We start from the raw sequence: 16,063 nt of genomic DNA, 5'->3' as shown, positions 1-16,063 counted from the left end.
CGCAGGACCGTCTACCCCTCGGCGTTCGACTTCGGTTGCGTCGCGTGCTCCGGACAGCCGTGCCAGAAGCACCCGTCCAGGAACACCGCCACCTTGGCCCGGGTGAAGGCGATGTCGATCGTCCGCCGGGACATGTGGGGCACCCGCTCGTTGAGGCGGTATCGGTAACCGGACGCGTGCAACAACTTCCGGACCGCCACCTCGGGCGCGGTGTCGCGGCTCGCCTGATGGCTCATACGGTCGGACACGGCGGGGGAGGAAGGTCTGGCAGTACTCATCACGGCCAAGTCTCCTACGCCGGTCTGCTTCGCGGTCGCCGACGGCGGAATCGCCCTTGCTCTAATCGATGGTGCGGAAGCGTCGGCATCCTGGCATGCGACTGACCTCGGCCCCCGCTGGGCATCGAATGGGCCATGGACGAAACGATGTCGGCGTGGGCGACGCAGGTAGCCGAAGAGGAGCTCAGTGTCACGCTTCCCCGACGGTGGGCGCACTCGCAGGGCGTGGCTGCACGTGCCGCCGGGCTCGGCCCTGCCCTGACAGGGAACGCTGAGCTGTTGATCGCTGCGGCTGTGCTGCACGACGTGGGTTACGCGCCTCGGCTGGCAGAGACGGGTTTCCACCCGCTCGACGGGGCGCGGTTTCTCCGGGACGAGCACGGTGCCGATGAGCGGCTGGTCCGATTGGTAGCGAACCATTCGTTCGCGCTGCTGGAAGCCGAAGAGCGCGGGCTGGCGGATGTTCTGGAGTGCGAGTTCCCCTCGCTGGATGAAGGGCTACTTGTGGATGCGCTCGTGTACTGCGACATGACAACGACGCCCGATGGTGAGAGCACCACCGCAGCTGAGCGGGTGGCGGAGATCGTGGGTCGCTACGGGGCGGACAGTCTCGTGGGGCGGTTCATCCGCAGGGCGGAGCCGGACATCCGCGCAGCTGTCAGCCGGGTGGAAGCAGCATTGGCGGCTCAGCCCAGATAGGGGTACGCGCCGGTGAGGTAGTCGCCGATCTGCTGGCGCATGCTGGGGTGGATGTCGTAGTGGTCCAGATCGCTCGGCTGGACGTAGCGGACGCCGTCGGCTTCGTCGTTGACCGTGGGCTCGCCGCCCACCGGCCGGCCGATGTAGGTGTTCTCGTACTGCTGGCGGATCTCGCCGTCGGTGTAGGCGACGATGTGGTTCGGGTTCGTGTAGACCCCCAGGAAGCCGGTGATCTCGGCGATGATCCCGGTCTCTTCCAGGCACTCCCGCACCGCGCACTGCGCCGCCGTCTCGCCGATGTCCTGGGCTCCTCCGGGCAGGGCCCATTGGCCGGTGTCCCGGCGGCGTTGGAGGAGTATGGCGCCGTTGTCGTCGACGACGAGCAGGTTACTGGCAGGGATGAGCGTGTTCGCCTTGGGGGCCTCGGGGTCGTTGTAGTACTCAGTCCTGCCCATGTGAAGAGGGCCCCTCCTGGTCGGGTGTCCAGGGCCGTGCAGTGGCCCAGACAGCTTCGAAGCTCTGAGCGTAGTTGTCGAACCAGCCCGCGGTGTCCGCTCTGCGGAGATGAAGCAGGGGGTTGGCGCTGGCCGGCTGGCCCCAGACGTGCGGGTTGATCAGAAGGTCATCGTCGTACCGGAACATGGAGGTGTAGAGCGTGGTGTCGTGCAGGCGCACTTCGCAGCCGGCCTCGGACAACAGGGGCCGGTAGTAAGTGAGGGAGGCGCGGATCTTGGCGGCGAGTGTGTCGCCGATTCCTTCTTCGTGGCCCCGGATTGCTGCGGCCCGGCCCTTCGAGTCGCCGAAGCAGAGCCGCACTCGCACCCCGCTCGACGCGCGCTCGGCGAGCATCTTGGCGACGTGGGGGTTGGACTGGGCGAAGAAGGTGCCGGAGAAGACAAGAACGCTGATCTGCTCCTGGGCGCCCTTGAGCAGCGACAACCACATGTCCCGTGGGACGCTCGCCCGGTTCTGGTAGGTCCCGACCAGCTTCTGCCCTGACCCCGTGAGCTGCTGCGGAGTGCTTGGCGTCGGCGTGGGCCAGAGGAACAGTTCTTCCACCCGTAAGTGCTTGGCGACGCGGAAGCGGTGGCGGGGATGGGGAACGCGTCCGCCGAGCCACCGGCCAACGGTCTTCGGGTCCACCTCGCAGACTTCGGCGAGTGACTCGGGTGGGATTCCGCGCTGGGCGAGCACGGAGCGCAATCGCTCGTTCACGGAAGCCATACAAGCCGAGACCGGTCAGGAGCGGCAAGGACGTTTCGGGACGTTCCACAGAAGACCTGGTCGCTGTCGCCCGGGAGCGTGCCCAGCGGCTGCGGGGCGCCCCGGATGGCGTGCCCGTTGTGCTCGTCGGAGACACCCCGAGGGACGTGGAGGCCGCACTCGCCACGAGCTCCGAGATCATCGCGGTCGCCTCCGGCGTCCACGGCCCCCAAGGGCTGGCAGACGCCGGTGCCCATACGGCCGGCCCTGCCCGACCTGACGGACATCGGCCGTGTGCTCGGGATTCTGGAGGCGCTCTCCGCGCGCTGAAAACGTCCCAGGACGTCCTCGAAGCGTTCCGATACGCGGTGACGAGGTCCGTGCCTGTCCCTCCAATATCAGGTCTCCCACCAGGCGAACGCCCGAAGGAGGCCGTCGTGATCAGCGAGGTCACCGGGATCCGCAGGATCCGGATGCTGTACCTGCAGCTGCTGTACCGCTGCAACTTCGAATGTCTTCACTGCTTCCATGGCAAACGGCTCCAGCACGCCGACGCCTTCACCACGAGCGAGGCGGTCAACCTCCTCACGCTGATGCGTGACGAGTACGGCACCGAGGCCGTCACCCTGCTGGGCGGCGAGCCGTTCGTCTATCGGGACCTCGCCCAGGTAGTCCGGTACGCCAAGCGGGACCTGGGCATGCAGGTCGAGATCTGCACCAACGGCTACCGGATCGAGCGCCGGTTGACCGAGATCGCCCCCGACTTGGACCTGCTCCGGGTGTCGCTGGAGGGCATCGGTACGACCAACGACAAGATCCGGAAGTTCGGAAGTTACCGCAGTGCCCTGAGCGCACTCGAAATCGCTCAGCAGCTCGGCGTCCGCGTCGGCGCGACCATGACGGTCACCTCTCGCAACATCGACGAGGTTCTGCCGCTCGCCCGCACATTGCAGCACTACGGGGTGGAGCAGCTGAAACTCCACTGCCTCCGGCCGGTCGGCAACGCAGCGGATCACCCCGAGCTCCTCGTGAACGACGCCACGGCCTACACCCGTCTGCGGGAGCGCCTGGCCTCGGCCGAGCTGGGCATCGAGGTGATCCTCGACGAGGACCTGTCCGAGCTCGGTGCACCGGAGGCCTGCCTCCCCGTCGGAGGCCCTGTGGAGATCGAGCGGATCGAGGCCGACCCGCGCGGCGCGCTCACCATGTCCTGCAAGGCCGTCGGCAAGGACTCGCACGCCTTCTGGTACGACAAGCTCGCCGATCACATCGACCACCGGCCGTCCGCCACCGACGAACTAACCCTCGCGGTGCCGGACGTGGTGTACGGACGTGTCTGACCCGACGTTCTTCGCGAGCGTCGAAGGGCTACGCGGCACCGGCAAGTCGACGCTCGCCCCCCTGCTCGCGGCCGCCCGTGGCGCGGTACTGGTCCCGACCGTGCCACCCAACTACCAGGTACTGCGGCAGGAGGTCGACCGGCTGGGAAACGTAGAGGCGCGCATGTGCTTCTACCTCTCGGCCCTGTTCACTGCCACCGATCAGATCCAGCGGTACCTGTCCGCCGGCATCCCGGTCGTCGTCGAAAGCTACTTCGCACGCTGTCTGGCCAACCACCGCGCTTTCGGAGCCAACCTCTCCGTGTCCCTGCCGCCGGGCATCCCGCGTCCCGTCACCTACTACCTGGTCTGCGCGGAGGACGAGCGCCAGCGTCGACTCGCCCGGCGCGACAAGCCTGTCTCGCGGTGGGACGCGCTCGCCGAGATCACCGCAGACAAGATCACCGACGGCTACGCCTCGTTCCCGATGCACCGCGTGAACACCACCGGTCTCACCTCTGACGAGGTACTCCGAGCCGTCCTGAGCACCCACCTTCAAGGAGAGCAAGCCAGTGCAGACACCCAGCATGTGGCGGCACACCCTCACCTTCTTTCCTCAGTTCCTCGCCGCGCTGAAGGAGCGTAGGGAGCCTGACTCCACCGTGACGGTCGTCGGCGCGAGTGACGGCAGACTCGTCGTGCCACTGGCAGCGGCCGGCTACCGCGTCATCGCCATCGAGCGCGACCCGCTCGCCCTCCACGGCGGTGAGGTCCAACTTCCGGGTGGCAGAACCGGTCACGCGATGGGAATGATCGAACGCCTGAAACAGGAAGGGCTCTACGACCGCGTCCAGGTCGAGGAGGAGGACTTCCTCGCCTCCGAACCCATCACTACCCCCTGTGATGCCGTCTGGACGAGCTGCTCGTGGCATTACAGTGCCAACCATCATCGGCCGTTGGGCGAGTTCGTCGACCGCATGCAGCGCCTGGTCCGGCCCGGCGGTCTGTTCGGCGCGGAGTTCATGATGCCCCTCACGCAACGCCACCACGTGCTGGAGCACTACACATCCCCCGAGAAGCTGCGGCGTTACTTCATTGGGGACTGGGACGTCCTGCTCACCCTGCGGACCAACGAGTTCACCGAGCAGGCGCACGTCGGACAGTTGCAGGACCACAACCACCGCATGGGCCTGCTCCTCGCCGCCCGTGCCTCCTCCGCCCCCTCCCAGAGCTACGGAAAGAAGGACCTGTGAAGCACGAGTACGAGGCCAAATTCCTCTCCGTCGACGTCGAGGGCCTCCAGGCCAAACTGGTCGCGCTCGGAGCCGTCCAGGCATTTCCGCGCACCCTCCTCACCCGGAAGATTTTCGAGAACGACGCCCTCGAAGGCGGCGCCTGGGTCCGACTGAGGGACGAGGCCACCCGCTCCACTCTCACGCTGAAGCAGGTCACCGACTCCACGACGATCGACGGCACCACCGAGATCGAGACCGAGGTGTCCGACCTGCACGCCATGGCCGAGATCCTCCGTAACGTCGGCCTGCGCGAAGTCCGCTACCAGGAGAACTACCGCGAGGAGTGGCGCCTGGGTGAAGTCGCCTTCGACTTCGACACCTGGCCGGACCTTGCCACCTTCGTCGAGATCGAAGGACCCGACGAAGCATCCGTCCGACAGGCTGCAGATCTGCTCGGCCTCGACTACGCACTGGCCCGGTTCGGCAGCGTTGACGAGATCTACAAGAGCGAGTCCGGCCGGGACATCCTCGCCGAACCGACGCTCCTCTTCGCCGCCGCCGACAAGCAGGAGCGGGCAGGGGCGGCTGCACCGAGCCAGTGAGCCCTCTCCACCCTGGGTTCTGCGTCGGGGCGTTGGCGAGGACGGCGTCGAACCCCCGGGGGCCCGGGGCGCCGCCCCCCGGACTACCCCCCGGCCGGTCGGACCGCGGCCTGCTGGTCGTACAGCTGGACGTCGCGCGCGGTCGCCAGTGGCATCAGGCGGGCGAGGCCGATCTCGCGGAAGTGGTCGGAGTCGCGGTGGGCCGCGAACGCCGCCGCGTCGGCGTACTTCTCCAGGCTCACGTATCGCTCGGGTGAGTCCTCGGAGCGGAACACCTCGTAGGAGAGGCAGCCGGGTTCCGCGCGGCATGCGGCGGCGAATTCGTGGAGGACCTGGCCGAACTCCTCGGCGTCCTCCGGCTTGCATGAGACGTCGGCGACGACAAGCACGTGTGAATCCATGGTCAGCACTCTATGTGCGGGGTCCGCGGGGCCGAAGCAGCTTCGGCCCGACCGCCCCTCCCCTCCCCCTGCGTCCGGCGAATCCCCAGGTGGGCGACTCAGTTCGAGACACTGTTCGTGGCCGGAAGAAAAGGAACAAGCTCAGGACAGAGTCGAGCGAGCCACGAAGTCCTCACCGCCGTAGAGGGACTCGTACCGGATCTCAACGCGCAGTCTCGTGGAGATGAGCTCCCAGAACCATGCGGATTCCTGCCCGTTTCGCTCTTCGAGATGCAGCAGGTAGCTCCTCTCGCCCGGGATGAGAGCTGCCCCTGTGACCAACGTCTTCACTTTCGGCAGCTGGGGGAGGCCCTGGGCTATCTGGTAATACGTGGGCAGATCCCACTGGCCGACGACCCGCCTGTCGAGAGTGACCGACGTTCGCGTCACGACCGCCGGTCCGATCCCCGCGTTGATCACCTCCAGGCCGGCCACGTCGTCCCGGTATCCCGCACGAACTGTGCGGATCAGCAGCAACGGCCGCACCGACTGCCGGTTGTGTGTCCGGGATGCCCGCGCCTGCCCCCAGCTGATCCAGAAGGATCCCAGCGCTATGACGGTCGCGCACACACCTACACCGGTTTCGACATTCATCCAGACCCTCCCGCGACTGGTCCCGTAGAACAGCGAAGACGCGTCGGTCCGTCAGGCGGTTCTACCGTGCTGCGGCCTCCGCGGCCGCCACCGTTGTTGACGGTTACCAGCCCTCCTCTGCTTCGAGCGGGCGCTTCATATGAGTGGCTACCGCGTTCCGCAGATCGATGCGGCGGGGCTCGGGGAGCGGTCCGAGCACGCAGACGGGCACCCAGTCGTCCTGCCCGGGGGGTTCGGAGCCACGGCTGACCTCCGGGACGGGTATCCCGCCCGGCCAGCCGGCGGGACGGTACAGGACCGAGGGTGGCGCCCCTGCGGTCGGCTCGGACAGCCGCAGGTGAAGCGCGAGGATCGCGTATCCATCACTCGCTTCGGTGCTGTGTACACGGGCCAGAGTGGTCGCGGCCCATGGGATGTGCTGTGTGCTGAACGGGTCGGTGGTCGTGATGCCGTCCTTGTCGACGCGCAGCGACCTGGGAGCCATCTGTTTCTTCAACGTCCTGGCCATGAACCATGTCGTGAATTGGTAGCCGAACACGGCCCCGAACATGAGCTCGAGCCCCGCTGCCGACCGCATGCCTTGGCCCCACAGGTAAGCGGCGGTCATGAACACGGCGAAGAGAACCAAGTGGTAGACCCATTGGTTCCAGACCGTGGTCGTCTTGTGCGTGCAGAAACTCCACGGGGACTCGTCGCCGGTCCAGGACACCGTGAAGGCGTGCGCCGGTTGTTCCTCCCGCTCGACAGCAGGTCCCTGGGGAGAGGTCTTCTCCTCGTCCCTCGGGACGGTCCTCCTTCTCTTCCTGGCGCGCGGAGCGTGAAGAAGATCGAGGGCTTCGGTGACGGTGGGACGGGCGCGGGGATCCTTGGCCAGCAGCTCGCGCAGGAGAGGTGTGAGGCGTCCGGCAAGGACGGGTGGCGAGGGAGCCTCCCGGGCGACGGCTGCCAGTGTGGCGGTATGGGAATCGCGCCGGAAGGGGGAGACGCCTTCGACGGCGTGGTAGAGGGTGGCGCCGAGGGAGAACAGGTCGCCGGCATGGGTACCGGGACTTCCGCCGAGTCGCTCCGGGGCCATGTACTCCAACGATCCGATGACGGAGCCGTCCGTGGTGAGGCGGGTGTCGGCCGGGTGCGCGGCGATGCCGAAATCGGTCAGCATGATGCGCCCGTCCGTGGCCAGCATGATATTTGCGGGCTTGACGTCACGGTGCACGACGTCGACCTGCTGCGCCGCGCCCAAAGCTTTGAGGAGTACGTCGGCGAGTTCGACGGTCTGTGCCACCGACAGCGGTCCCTTGTGAAGCCGGTCCTCCAGGGAGCCGCCCTCGACGAGTTGCATGACGATCCAGGGCCGGCCGTCCTCGACGGCGACATCGTAGACGGGGACGATGCCCGGATGGTGGCGCAGTCGGACGGCGTTACGTGCTTCCCGCTCCGCGTACGCGAGGCGTTTCGCGTGCTCCCCGGGGCGGGCAGCGGAAGGGAGAAGGACTTCCTTCACCACCACATGGGCGTCCAGCAGCGCGTCGTGTGCCCTCCAGACCCGTCCGAAGCCGCCTTCGGCGATCGGCCGTAAAAGCCGGTAGCGGCCGGCGATCATTCGTTGTGAGCCTGACATGCTTCAGCTCCCATCAGTACCCGGACGCCCGACGCTGACGTGAGCGGTCCTCATTTCCCGGCGTTCAGGTAACGCCAATCCGGGTCAGAAGGAAAGGGGCCCGGACTGAGCGCCGGGCCCGCCCGCCCCCACCTCCCGCACATAGGCCAACCCCCGCTCCCCGCTCAGCTCCACCTCTTCGCCCGTCTCCACGAATCCCGTCCTCCCCAGCACCGCCCGAGACCCCGCGTTCGTCACCGTCGCCCTCGCCCGGAGCGTCGTCAGGCCGTACGCCGTACGGCACAGGTCGAAGAGCTGGCGCACCGCGGTCGTCGCCAGGCCCCGGCCCGTGGCCTTCTCCGCGAGGCGGAAGCCCAGTTCGGCGGTGCCGTCCGCCACGTCCACCAGGTTGAAGCGGCCCAGGACCTCGCCCGTCTCCTCCGCCACCAGGACGTGGAAGTGGCAGGCGCCCGAGTCCTGTTCGGCGAGCAGGGCCGCGTGGCGGGACGGGTAGTCCGTGAAGAAGGCGTCGCCGCGGTCCGGGACCGACGCCGCGAAGAAGGCGCGGTTGGCCTCCTCGAACGCGAGGACGGCGGGGGCGTGGTCGGCGCGCAGGCGCTGGAGTCCGGACATGGGCGCAGCGTACGGAGACGGGGGCGGCCCGGCACCCCGTATTCGGACCGCCCCCCGCCGGCCCTGTCCCAGGTCCAGGCCGCCCGGAGCGAAGCAGAGGCGTAGCGCACGCTCAGCAGGGCCTGCGCCAGGTCCCCAGCTCCCACTTCTTCCGCATGGAGGAGAGGCCCAGCTTGCGGGACGTGGGGCAGAAGCGGTCGGTCGGCTCGGTGTACTCCACGTGGAAGACGGCCTTGCCCGCCTCGATGAACGGTGTGAGCCTCGTGCACTCGCCGTACTGCGCGCACTGCTCGTTGACCGCGAAGTCGAAGGTGCCCACCAGTTGCGGGATCTGCGCCAGATCGTTCTTCAGGCCCACCGCCAGGCCTCGTTCGTGGGCGATGCCGGCGATCATGCGGTTGTACCGCAACTGGTCCCGCGCGGTGAGCGGGAAGCCCGTGTCCTCGGTGTACCCCTCCACGAGGTCGGGCTCCACCGCGTCGAAGCCCTTCTTCCGGCACATGTCGAACCGCCGCTCCATGATCGGCCGGAGCAGGGCGGTCTGCCGGATGTCGAGCCAGCGCTCGCCCTGCCAGCCGTTCCGCCCGCCCCGTACCGAGCGGGGGAAGGCGTCCTTGTCCGGCCGGTAGTCCTCCCAGGCGCCCACGTTGATGTAGCAGATCACCTTGCGGCCGGCGCGGTGGAGCCGGGCGACGTCCGCGGCGTCGTTCTCGAAGCCGTCGATGTCATAGACCGGCACGTCGGCCGCCGTGGCGTCGACCTTCCCGTCGAGCTGCCACTGCCAGGCCAGTCCCGGACGAGGCTGCCACCGGCCCCCGCCCGGTCCGCCCGACGCCGCGTCCCGGCTGCCGCCCGTACCGGAACAGCCGGACAGCAGGGTGGCGGGAACCGCGACCGTCAGCACAGCCAGCAGAACGCCCCACGTCCGGGCTCCGCGCCTCACCGCCCCGCTCCTGACAGCACCGGTGTCAGCCGGGCCCACGGGTTGGGCGGCTCCCCGGTCACCGGGCCCGACACAGCGGCGCCACGCTCGTGGGCGGTGCGCACGGCCAGCGGGGCCAGTGCCTCGGGTACGCCGTACACCAGGTGACAGAAGCGGTCGGGCGAGCAGCGTGTCGTCCAGTCGGGTCTGCTGAACGCCGACACGTAGGTGGACCAGGGGCCCTCGAACGTGACCAGGAGATCGGCGATCCTGGCGTAGCCGGGAGCCGGATGCACCCCCGGGTTGAGGACCACCGGCGACGCGCCCCGCCGGCGCAGCGCGCGTACCAGTTTCCGGTAGGCGGGCAGCGCGTCCCCGGCGGAGCTCACCCGGTCCAGGAAACAGCCGTCGGTGGCGTACCACTCCCGGTGCCGGGCGGCATCGGCCATGACATCGGCGGCCGGCCGGACGCCGTAGTCGGTGTCCACGTAGCCGAGCACCCGGGCGCCCGCCCCGCGCAGAGCGCCCGCCGCGGAGACGAAGGCGGGATCGGGAGCGCCGCCCGGCCCGTCGGCGGGATTGAGTACGACCGCGTAGGTGCGGTCGGCCGCCTCGATGAGCCGGTGCCAGGCGGCCGGGTCCACAGCCGGGTGGACGTACAGAGGGATCAGCAGGCTCACGACGGCGGTTCGCCTCCCTCGCGCGGGGCCGGCGGGCGTACGGGGGCGGACCACAGTGCCGTCAGGGACTCCCGCAGCGCGTACGAGGGACGCCAGCCGAGGGCCGACCCGGCGGCGGAGATGTCGGAACACTGCCAGGACACCTGCTCCGAGCGGGCGGAGCCCGCGCCCTGTTCCTCGACGCGACCGCCGAAGCCCGCGATCTCCGCGAGGGTGTGTACGAGGTCGCGCACCGGTACGGCGTCTCCGCCGCCGATGTTGAGCACGCGCGGCAGCGGCCCGGACGCGGTCACCGCCCGCTCCACCGCCCGCGCCACGTCCCGTGCGTCGACGAAGTCGCGGTACGCCGACAGGTCCCCGAGGCGGAGCACCGCGTCCGTGTCCGGACCCGCCTCGCGCAGGAGGCGGGCGACCCGGCCGGGCAGTCCGCCGGGAGGCGCCCCGGGCCCCACCGGGTTACCGACCCGGAGGACGACTGCGTCCAGAGCCGAGGCCGAGACGGTGACCGTGCCGGCCAGTTTCGTGGCCCCGTAGGCGCTGAGCGGGCGAGTGGCCGCCGACTCCGCCGTCGGGACCCTGCCGGTCCCCGGGCCGTACTCGGCGGCCGAACCGAGATGGACCAGCCGGGCCGAGGGGCAGGCCAGAGCCATCGCCTCGCACAGGACGGCGGGCCCCCGGGCGTTGGCCTCCGCCAGCGTCACCGGGTCCCCGCCGGTCGCACCGGCGCAGTTGACCACGGCGTCCGGCGCCGCCGACGCCAGGGTCTTCGCGAGCCGGCCGGCGGAGTCGGTGGCGAGGTCGACGGGGACACCGGCGGCGGGGGACCGTCCGCCGGTGAGGACCCACGCGCCCTTGAGAGCACCCAGCCGCTCGGCGACGTGGGCTCCCAGATAGCCGGTGGAACCAAGGACGAGAATGCGCATGCGGTGCTCAGGCTCCCTTGAGCAGCAGGGACTTGCGGGTGGTGAACTCCGCGTTGGCCCGGTCGTAGTCGTCGGGACGGCCGATGTCCAGCCAGTAGCCGTCGAAATCGTAGGCGCTCGGCGGGTTGCCGGAACCCAGCAGGTCCAGGACCAACTCGTCGAAGCCCAGCGGCAGCCCGGCGGTGTACCCGTCGAGCGTGGCCCGGCTCAGCCCGTACACCCCCATGGAAACGCGGTAGTCCACGCTCGGCTTCTCGGTGAAGCCCACGACCTTGCTCGCGTCGGTGGTCAGCACACCGAAGTCGATGCGCACCTGGCGCGCGTACGTGGCGATGGTCAGAGGCGCTCCGGAGCTCCGGTGGCTGTGGAGGACGTCGGCGTAGTCGAGGTCGGTGAGGATGTCCCCGTTCATCACCAGGAAGTTCTCCGGAAGCCGTTCACGCATCGTCAGGAGCGGTCCCATGGTCCCCAGCGGGGACGCCTCGGTGGAGTAGTCGACCTTCAGGCCCCACTGGGATCCGTCACCGACGTACGCCCGGATGATCTCGCCGAGATGGCCGATGGCGATGGTGCAGCCGGTGAAGCCGGCCGAGGCGAGCTGGCGCAGGACGATCTCGAGGATGGCGTGCTGGTCGCCGATGGGCACCAGCGGCTTGGGCAGGGCCGTGGTGTAGGGCCGCAGCCGGACACCCTTGCCGCCGGCCATGATCACTGCGTACATGGTCTTCCCCTTGCTCGACGTACCGGATGCGGTCAGATGTTGTAGATGCCGGTCTTGTAGCGGGCGAGGTTGCCCGGCTCGCGGAAGAACTCCACCGTCTGCGCGAGGCCCTCCTCCAGGGTGTGCGCCGGGCTCCAGCCGGTCGCCGCACGCAGTCGCCCGGCATCCGCGACCAGACGCATGACCTCGGAGTTCGTGGGCCGCAGCCGCTGCGCGTCCTCCCGGACGTCGAGCGCGGTGTCCATCACCTTGCCGATGAGGGCGACCAGGTCGCCGACGGAGATCTCGCCGCCCGTACCGGCGTTGAACGTACGGCCCACGACCTGCTCGGCGGGCGCGGAGCCGACCGCCAGGAACGCCTGCGCGGTGTCCTTGACGAAGGTGAAGTCCCGGGTGGGACGCAGGTCGCCGAGGGTGATGGTCCGCTCCCCGGCCGCGACCTGGCCGATGACGGTCGGGATCACGGCCCGCATGGACTGCCGTGGCCCGAAGGTGTTGAACGGTCGCAGCGTCACCACCGGAGTGTCGAAACTGGCGTGGTAGCTGTCGGCCAGCCGGTCCCCGCCCGCCTTCGAAGCCGCATAGGGGGACTGGGTGTTGATGGGGTGGTCCTCGGTGATCGGCACGGTCCGCGCGGTGCCGTAGGTCTCACTGGTGGAGGTGTGCACCAGCCGTGGTGTGCCCGCGGCCCGTACCGCCTCCAGCACGTTCAGCGTGCCCGTGACGTTGGTGTCCACGTAGCTGTGGGGTGCCCGGTAGGAGTAGGGGATGGCGATGAGCGCGGCCAGGTGGTAGACGCTGTCGGCCCCTTCGACGAGATGACGGACCGAACCGGGGTCCCGGACGTCGCCGAGGACGATCTCGACCTGGTCCAGGACGGCGGGGGAGAGGGTCTCGAGCCAGCCGTACGAGGAGAAGGAGTTGTACTGCGCCATGGCCCTCACCCGGTGCCCGGCGGCGACGAGCGCCTCGGTGAGGTGCGAGCCGATGAAGCCCTCGGCTCCGGTGACGGCGGCAAGCGGTGGGGCGTTCACGATGGATTCCTCCGGTGGTCGGCGGTTGGTGTTCGGTCGGCGGCAGGTGGTCGGTGGTGGTCCGTGGCGGCTGGGCAACGGACGGCTGCGCTGTGGCGTGTACGCGGCCGGAGGAGCCCCCTCAGCCGTGCGCGGCGGGCCGGCCCAGCTTCCGTACGGCCACCGCTGTGAGACAGAGGACGGCGACACCGCAGCTCAGCGGCAGCGCCGCAGCGCCCGGTGGGGCGCCGGTCAGCAATCCCGCACCGGGGAACGCCGCCGCGGCGAGACACACGGCGGCAGGCGGCCAGGCGGTGCCGAACGCCTGAAGCAGCAGGGAGATCCACAGCGTTCCGGCGAGCAGCAGCAGGGTGGCGGTCTCGGCGCCCACGAGCATCGCCGCCGGCGCCAGAGGGCCGAGGTACACCAGCAGGCAGCCGCCGAGAACGGCGGCGGAGCGGGCCCGGAACCCGCCGAGCGTCCTCGCGGACCGCAGCGCGGCCACCGACAAGCCGCGGTAGCGGTAGAGCAGCCACTCGGCCGGCCCCATGCTCAGGGTCAGCACGATCACGGCCCAGGGATGGTCCCGGCCCGCCAGGAACACGAGTGATCCGGCGGCCAGCCCGAACAGGCCGTACGGCAGGGACGGCCACAGCCCCGGACGCGCGGTGCCGGGCGCGGCGGGGGCGGAGCGGGTTGCGCGCAGCACCCAGCCGGCCGCGGCGACGGCGCCGAGGAGCGACAGCAGCGGCAGCCCGGCGCGCAGCACGCTTCCGGGTTCCCACCACAGCAGGGACGTCCCACCGGCGGCGACCGGCAGGAGGACCGCCAGCAGGAGACGCTCGCGGCCCAATACGAGCAGCACACCGGCCGCCGCGAGGTAGGCCGACTGGACCGTGACGACCAGGGCCGTCACGCCCGGCCCGGAGAGAGCGGCCCCGGAGGCTGCCGCCACCGCGGCGCCCAGCGGCGCCCCCTTCGCGAGGGTGCGGCCCGCCTCCCGCCGTCCGGTCGCCAGGCGCACGTACGACCGGTGGCCCAGCGCCTGGTTCCAGGCCCAGGAGATGAGCCCCGCCACCACCAGCGCCCGCACCGTGCCGTCGGGAGGCAGCAGCCGCCCGGCGAGTGCGTACGCGAGGCCGGGGAGCGCGAACAGCAGTCCCCGCAAGGCGCAGCGCAGATGGTCGGGCCGCCAGGGGTCCTCGGGACGGGGCGGCTCGGGGAACGTCCGCGGTACGCGCCGGTACAACGCCGTCGCCAGCGAGAACAGGTCGGCGTGCCCGTACTCCTCCCGGATCACGTCGCCGGTGAGGCCCTCGGACTCCAGCAGTGCGGCGACCTCGTAGGGGTGGACCGCGGGCGCGACCCGGTCGGCCAGTGCGGCGGCCAGCCCGTCCACCGCGTCGGCCTGCGCCCTGCGGCGGGGCAGGACGGTGGCGCCGGGGTTCAGGTCGGCGAGGCGCAGGGCCAGGGTGCGGTCGTCGGCGAGGCGCAGGGCCGGCGTGTCCTGCCGCGCGTCGGCGAGGCGCAGGGCGAGGGTGCGGTCGTCGGCGAGGCGAAGAGCCAGCGTGTCCTGCTCCGCGCCGCCCGGTTCCAACGACATGGGTCCACTCATACGGCCGCGCTCCTCACCGGGAGTCTGCCCACCGTCGCCGGCACCTGTTCCTCGACGGCCGAGGGCGCTCTCCGGCCGCCGGACTCGGACAGCTCCTCGTAGATGGAACGGAAGGTGTCGATGGTCTGCCGGAGGGTGAACTGCTCGATCACCCTGAGCCGGGCCCTCTCGCCCATGCTCCGGCGTCGTCCGGCGTCGGCCAGCAACTCCAGGGCCGCGGCGGCCATCGCGGCCGGATCGCGGGGCGGCACGACGAGACCGGTGTCGCCGACGGCCTCCCGGACGCCGCCCACGTCCGTGGAGACGGTTGCCCGCCCGCACGACATGGCTTCGATCAGGGTGAAGGGGAAGCCCTCGCTGATGCTGGAGAGCATCACGACGTTTCCCGCCGCGTAGGCGTCCCTGATGTCCTCGACGCGGCCCTCGAAGGTGACCGCGGTGGCATGTCCCAGCTCCGCGGCCAGCGCCTCGCACCGGTCCCGATAGGCCTCCCCACCGCGCGGCGTGCCGCCGAACAGGCGCAGCCGCGCGGCCGGCACCCGCGCCCGTACGAGGGCGAAGGCGCGGATCAGGGTCTCCAGGTCCTTGATCGGATCGACCCGGCCGGCCCAGCTGAGCACGGGGTCGGTGGGTTCCGGGCCGGCGGGCGGGAACGCGGCGGGGTCCACGCCGTTGTAGACCGTGCGGATCGCGTCGGGCGCGGCGCCTCCGTGCTCCTCCCAGAGCCGGTTGTAGCGGTTGCCCGGGGTGATCAGGGCGGCTCGCCGGTACGTCTCCTCCGCGAGCAGCCGGAAGAAGCCCAGCACGAGAGCCTTCACCGGCCACCGGTACGGAGCGGTGCGGTATCCGAGGTAGCGCTCGCGCAGATACACGCCGTGCTCGGTGAGCAGCAGCGGAACACCGTGCCGTTCCAGTGCGGCGAGGCCCGGCAGGACCGCCACGCCTCCGCTGACCGCGTGCGCCACCCCCGCCTCCGGGTACGGCGCGGCCAGCGGCCGCAGGGCGTGCTCCAGGAGCGCGGTCGCGGTCACCGCGTCGTGCAGGGTCGGCCGGGCCTCGCGCACCGCGAGCCCGGACCGGTTCCAGACGGCTGTGAGGATGCCGAGCGCCTGGTCTCCGCGCAGGAAGGGGCTGAGCTTGCCGTCCTCGCCGGCCCGTGCCAGCGCGTACAGCGCCGGGCCGAAGCCGCTCTCCGCGCGCGGGTCGAGCATCGCGGTCAGGAACCGCTCGTAGGACTCGGCGAGCCGTCGGCCGTGGCGCCCGGACGGCGCCTGCCCCTCGGGGGCGGGACCCCACATGGGGACGGAGACGACGCGGCCGACGTGGGCGGGGACGTCCCAGACGACCGGTTCGCGGCCGGTGCCGGTGACGGCGAGCACGTCGAACGCGATGTCGGGCATGCCGGTGACGAGTTGGTCGCACCAGACGCTCACACCACCGTGACTGTGCGGGTAGGTGCCTTCGGTGAGCAGGGTGACGTGCGACGCGCCGGTGCGTCGCGCGCCGTGGGGAATGTGCATCGATCTGCTCCACGGCCGGGAGGTGGGATTGTCGGGCCCGGGGGCGCGGGCCCGCCCCGGCCGCCGCGG

General features: G+C 70.3%; 17 protein-coding genes and 4 pseudogenes. 6 read left to right on the top strand and 15 right to left on the bottom strand.

Going from position 1 to position 16,063, the window contains the following annotated elements; genetic code table 11:
- Positions 1-17: 17 nt before the first annotated feature.
- Positions 18-278: pseudogene (locus OG242_RS10590) on the bottom strand (very short patch repair endonuclease); the annotation flags it as partial.
- Positions 279-413: 135 nt separating this feature from the next.
- Here OG242_RS10590 and OG242_RS10585 point away from each other — a divergent pair.
- Positions 414-977, top strand: a complete 564-nt coding sequence (locus OG242_RS10585) for an HD domain-containing protein (protein WP_405897909.1) — start codon at positions 414-416, stop codon at positions 975-977.
- Here OG242_RS10585 and OG242_RS10580 read toward each other — a convergent pair.
- Both OG242_RS10580 and OG242_RS10575 read right to left on the bottom strand, forming a co-directional pair.
- Positions 965-1,432, bottom strand: a complete 468-nt coding sequence (locus tag OG242_RS10580) for an NUDIX hydrolase (protein WP_405897908.1) — start codon at positions 1,430-1,432, stop codon at positions 965-967. The two genes, OG242_RS10585 and OG242_RS10580, sit on opposite strands and share 13 nt — an antisense overlap.
- Positions 1,419-2,192: an XRE family transcriptional regulator gene (locus OG242_RS10575; protein WP_405897907.1), complete on the bottom strand. Its 774-nt coding sequence runs from the start codon at positions 2,190-2,192 to the stop codon at positions 1,419-1,421. The genes OG242_RS10580 and OG242_RS10575 overlap by 14 nt, the downstream gene beginning before the upstream one ends.
- A 62-nt stretch (positions 2,193-2,254) precedes the next feature.
- Between OG242_RS10575 and OG242_RS10570 the strand changes: the two are divergent.
- Both OG242_RS10570 and OG242_RS10565 read left to right on the top strand, forming a co-directional pair.
- A pseudogene (locus OG242_RS10570) lies at positions 2,255-2,510 on the top strand (HAD hydrolase-like protein); the annotation flags it as partial.
- A gap of 143 nt (positions 2,511-2,653) precedes the next feature.
- Positions 2,654-3,064 (top strand): annotated as a pseudogene (locus tag OG242_RS10565) (radical SAM protein); the annotation flags it as partial.
- Between the two features lie 316 nt (positions 3,065-3,380).
- Here OG242_RS10565 and OG242_RS10560 read toward each other — a convergent pair.
- Positions 3,381-3,485 (bottom strand): annotated as a pseudogene (locus OG242_RS10560) (hypothetical protein); the annotation flags it as partial.
- Between the two features lie 27 nt (positions 3,486-3,512).
- Here OG242_RS10560 and OG242_RS10555 point away from each other — a divergent pair.
- From OG242_RS10555 to OG242_RS10545, 3 genes are read left to right on the top strand one after another with little or no spacing between them, the layout of a single operon-like run.
- Positions 3,513-4,145, top strand: a complete 633-nt coding sequence (locus OG242_RS10555) for a hypothetical protein (RefSeq protein ID WP_405897906.1) — start codon at positions 3,513-3,515, stop codon at positions 4,143-4,145.
- Positions 4,072-4,752 carry a class I SAM-dependent methyltransferase gene (locus OG242_RS10550; RefSeq protein WP_405897905.1) on the top strand — a complete coding sequence of 227 codons (681 nt, stop codon included), beginning with the start codon at positions 4,072-4,074 and terminating at the stop codon, positions 4,750-4,752. The genes OG242_RS10555 and OG242_RS10550 overlap by 74 nt, the downstream gene beginning before the upstream one ends.
- On the top strand, positions 4,749-5,336 hold the full coding sequence (locus tag OG242_RS10545) for a class IV adenylate cyclase (RefSeq protein WP_405897904.1): 588 nt from the start codon (positions 4,749-4,751) through the stop codon (positions 5,334-5,336). The genes OG242_RS10550 and OG242_RS10545 overlap by 4 nt, the downstream gene beginning before the upstream one ends.
- A gap of 83 nt (positions 5,337-5,419) precedes the next feature.
- On the opposite strand, the gene OG242_RS10540 is transcribed toward OG242_RS10545, so the two are convergent.
- From OG242_RS10540 to pelF, 11 genes are all read right to left on the bottom strand, one after another.
- On the bottom strand, positions 5,420-5,737 hold the full coding sequence (locus tag OG242_RS10540) for a putative quinol monooxygenase (protein ID WP_405897903.1): 318 nt from the start codon (positions 5,735-5,737) through the stop codon (positions 5,420-5,422).
- A gap of 141 nt (positions 5,738-5,878) precedes the next feature.
- Entirely contained in the window at positions 5,879-6,370 is a 492-nt protein-coding gene (locus OG242_RS10535) for a hypothetical protein (RefSeq protein ID WP_405897902.1), read from the bottom strand.
- A 103-nt stretch (positions 6,371-6,473) separates the two neighbouring features.
- The gene (locus OG242_RS10530) at positions 6,474-7,988 is read right to left on the bottom strand and encodes a serine/threonine-protein kinase (RefSeq protein WP_405897901.1); all 1,515 of its coding nucleotides are present in this window, start codon (positions 7,986-7,988) and stop codon (positions 6,474-6,476) included.
- An 84-nt stretch (positions 7,989-8,072) separates the two neighbouring features.
- Positions 8,073-8,600: a GNAT family N-acetyltransferase gene (locus tag OG242_RS10525; protein ID WP_405897900.1), complete on the bottom strand. Its 528-nt coding sequence runs from the start codon at positions 8,598-8,600 to the stop codon at positions 8,073-8,075.
- 112 nt (positions 8,601-8,712) lie between these two features.
- Positions 8,713-9,543: an endo alpha-1,4 polygalactosaminidase gene (locus tag OG242_RS10520; protein ID WP_405897899.1), complete on the bottom strand. Its 831-nt coding sequence runs from the start codon at positions 9,541-9,543 to the stop codon at positions 8,713-8,715.
- Positions 9,540-10,202, bottom strand: a complete 663-nt coding sequence (locus OG242_RS10515; RefSeq protein WP_405897898.1) for a spherulation-specific family 4 protein — start codon at positions 10,200-10,202, stop codon at positions 9,540-9,542. Before OG242_RS10515 ends, OG242_RS10520 begins: the two co-directional genes overlap by 4 nt.
- A complete protein-coding gene (locus OG242_RS10510) occupies positions 10,199-11,125 on the bottom strand; it encodes an NAD-dependent epimerase/dehydratase family protein (protein WP_405897897.1) in 927 nt (308 codons plus the stop codon). The genes OG242_RS10515 and OG242_RS10510 overlap by 4 nt, the downstream gene beginning before the upstream one ends.
- Before the next feature lie 7 nt (positions 11,126-11,132).
- Positions 11,133-11,846, bottom strand: coding sequence for an NDP-sugar synthase (locus tag OG242_RS10505; RefSeq protein ID WP_405897896.1), 714 nt, complete (start codon positions 11,844-11,846; stop codon positions 11,133-11,135).
- A 32-nt stretch (positions 11,847-11,878) separates the two neighbouring features.
- Complete coding sequence (locus tag OG242_RS10500; protein WP_405897895.1) at positions 11,879-12,880, bottom strand: SDR family NAD(P)-dependent oxidoreductase; 1,002 nt, start codon at positions 12,878-12,880, stop codon at positions 11,879-11,881.
- Between the two features lie 121 nt (positions 12,881-13,001).
- Positions 13,002-14,474, bottom strand: coding sequence for a hypothetical protein (locus tag OG242_RS10495; RefSeq protein WP_405897894.1), 1,473 nt, complete (start codon positions 14,472-14,474; stop codon positions 13,002-13,004).
- Positions 14,471-15,994, bottom strand: a complete 1,524-nt coding sequence (pelF, locus tag OG242_RS10490; protein WP_405897893.1) for a GT4 family glycosyltransferase PelF — start codon at positions 15,992-15,994, stop codon at positions 14,471-14,473. Before pelF ends, OG242_RS10495 begins: the two co-directional genes overlap by 4 nt.
- Positions 15,995-16,063 lie beyond the last annotated feature (69 nt).

Source organism: Streptomyces sp. NBC_00727 (assembly GCF_045161745.1).
In the GTDB taxonomy this organism is placed as follows: domain Bacteria; phylum Actinomycetota; class Actinomycetes; order Streptomycetales; family Streptomycetaceae; genus Streptomyces.
The sequence above is the reverse complement of the archived record's forward strand: the minus strand, read 5'-3'. Positions and strand labels throughout refer to the sequence as shown.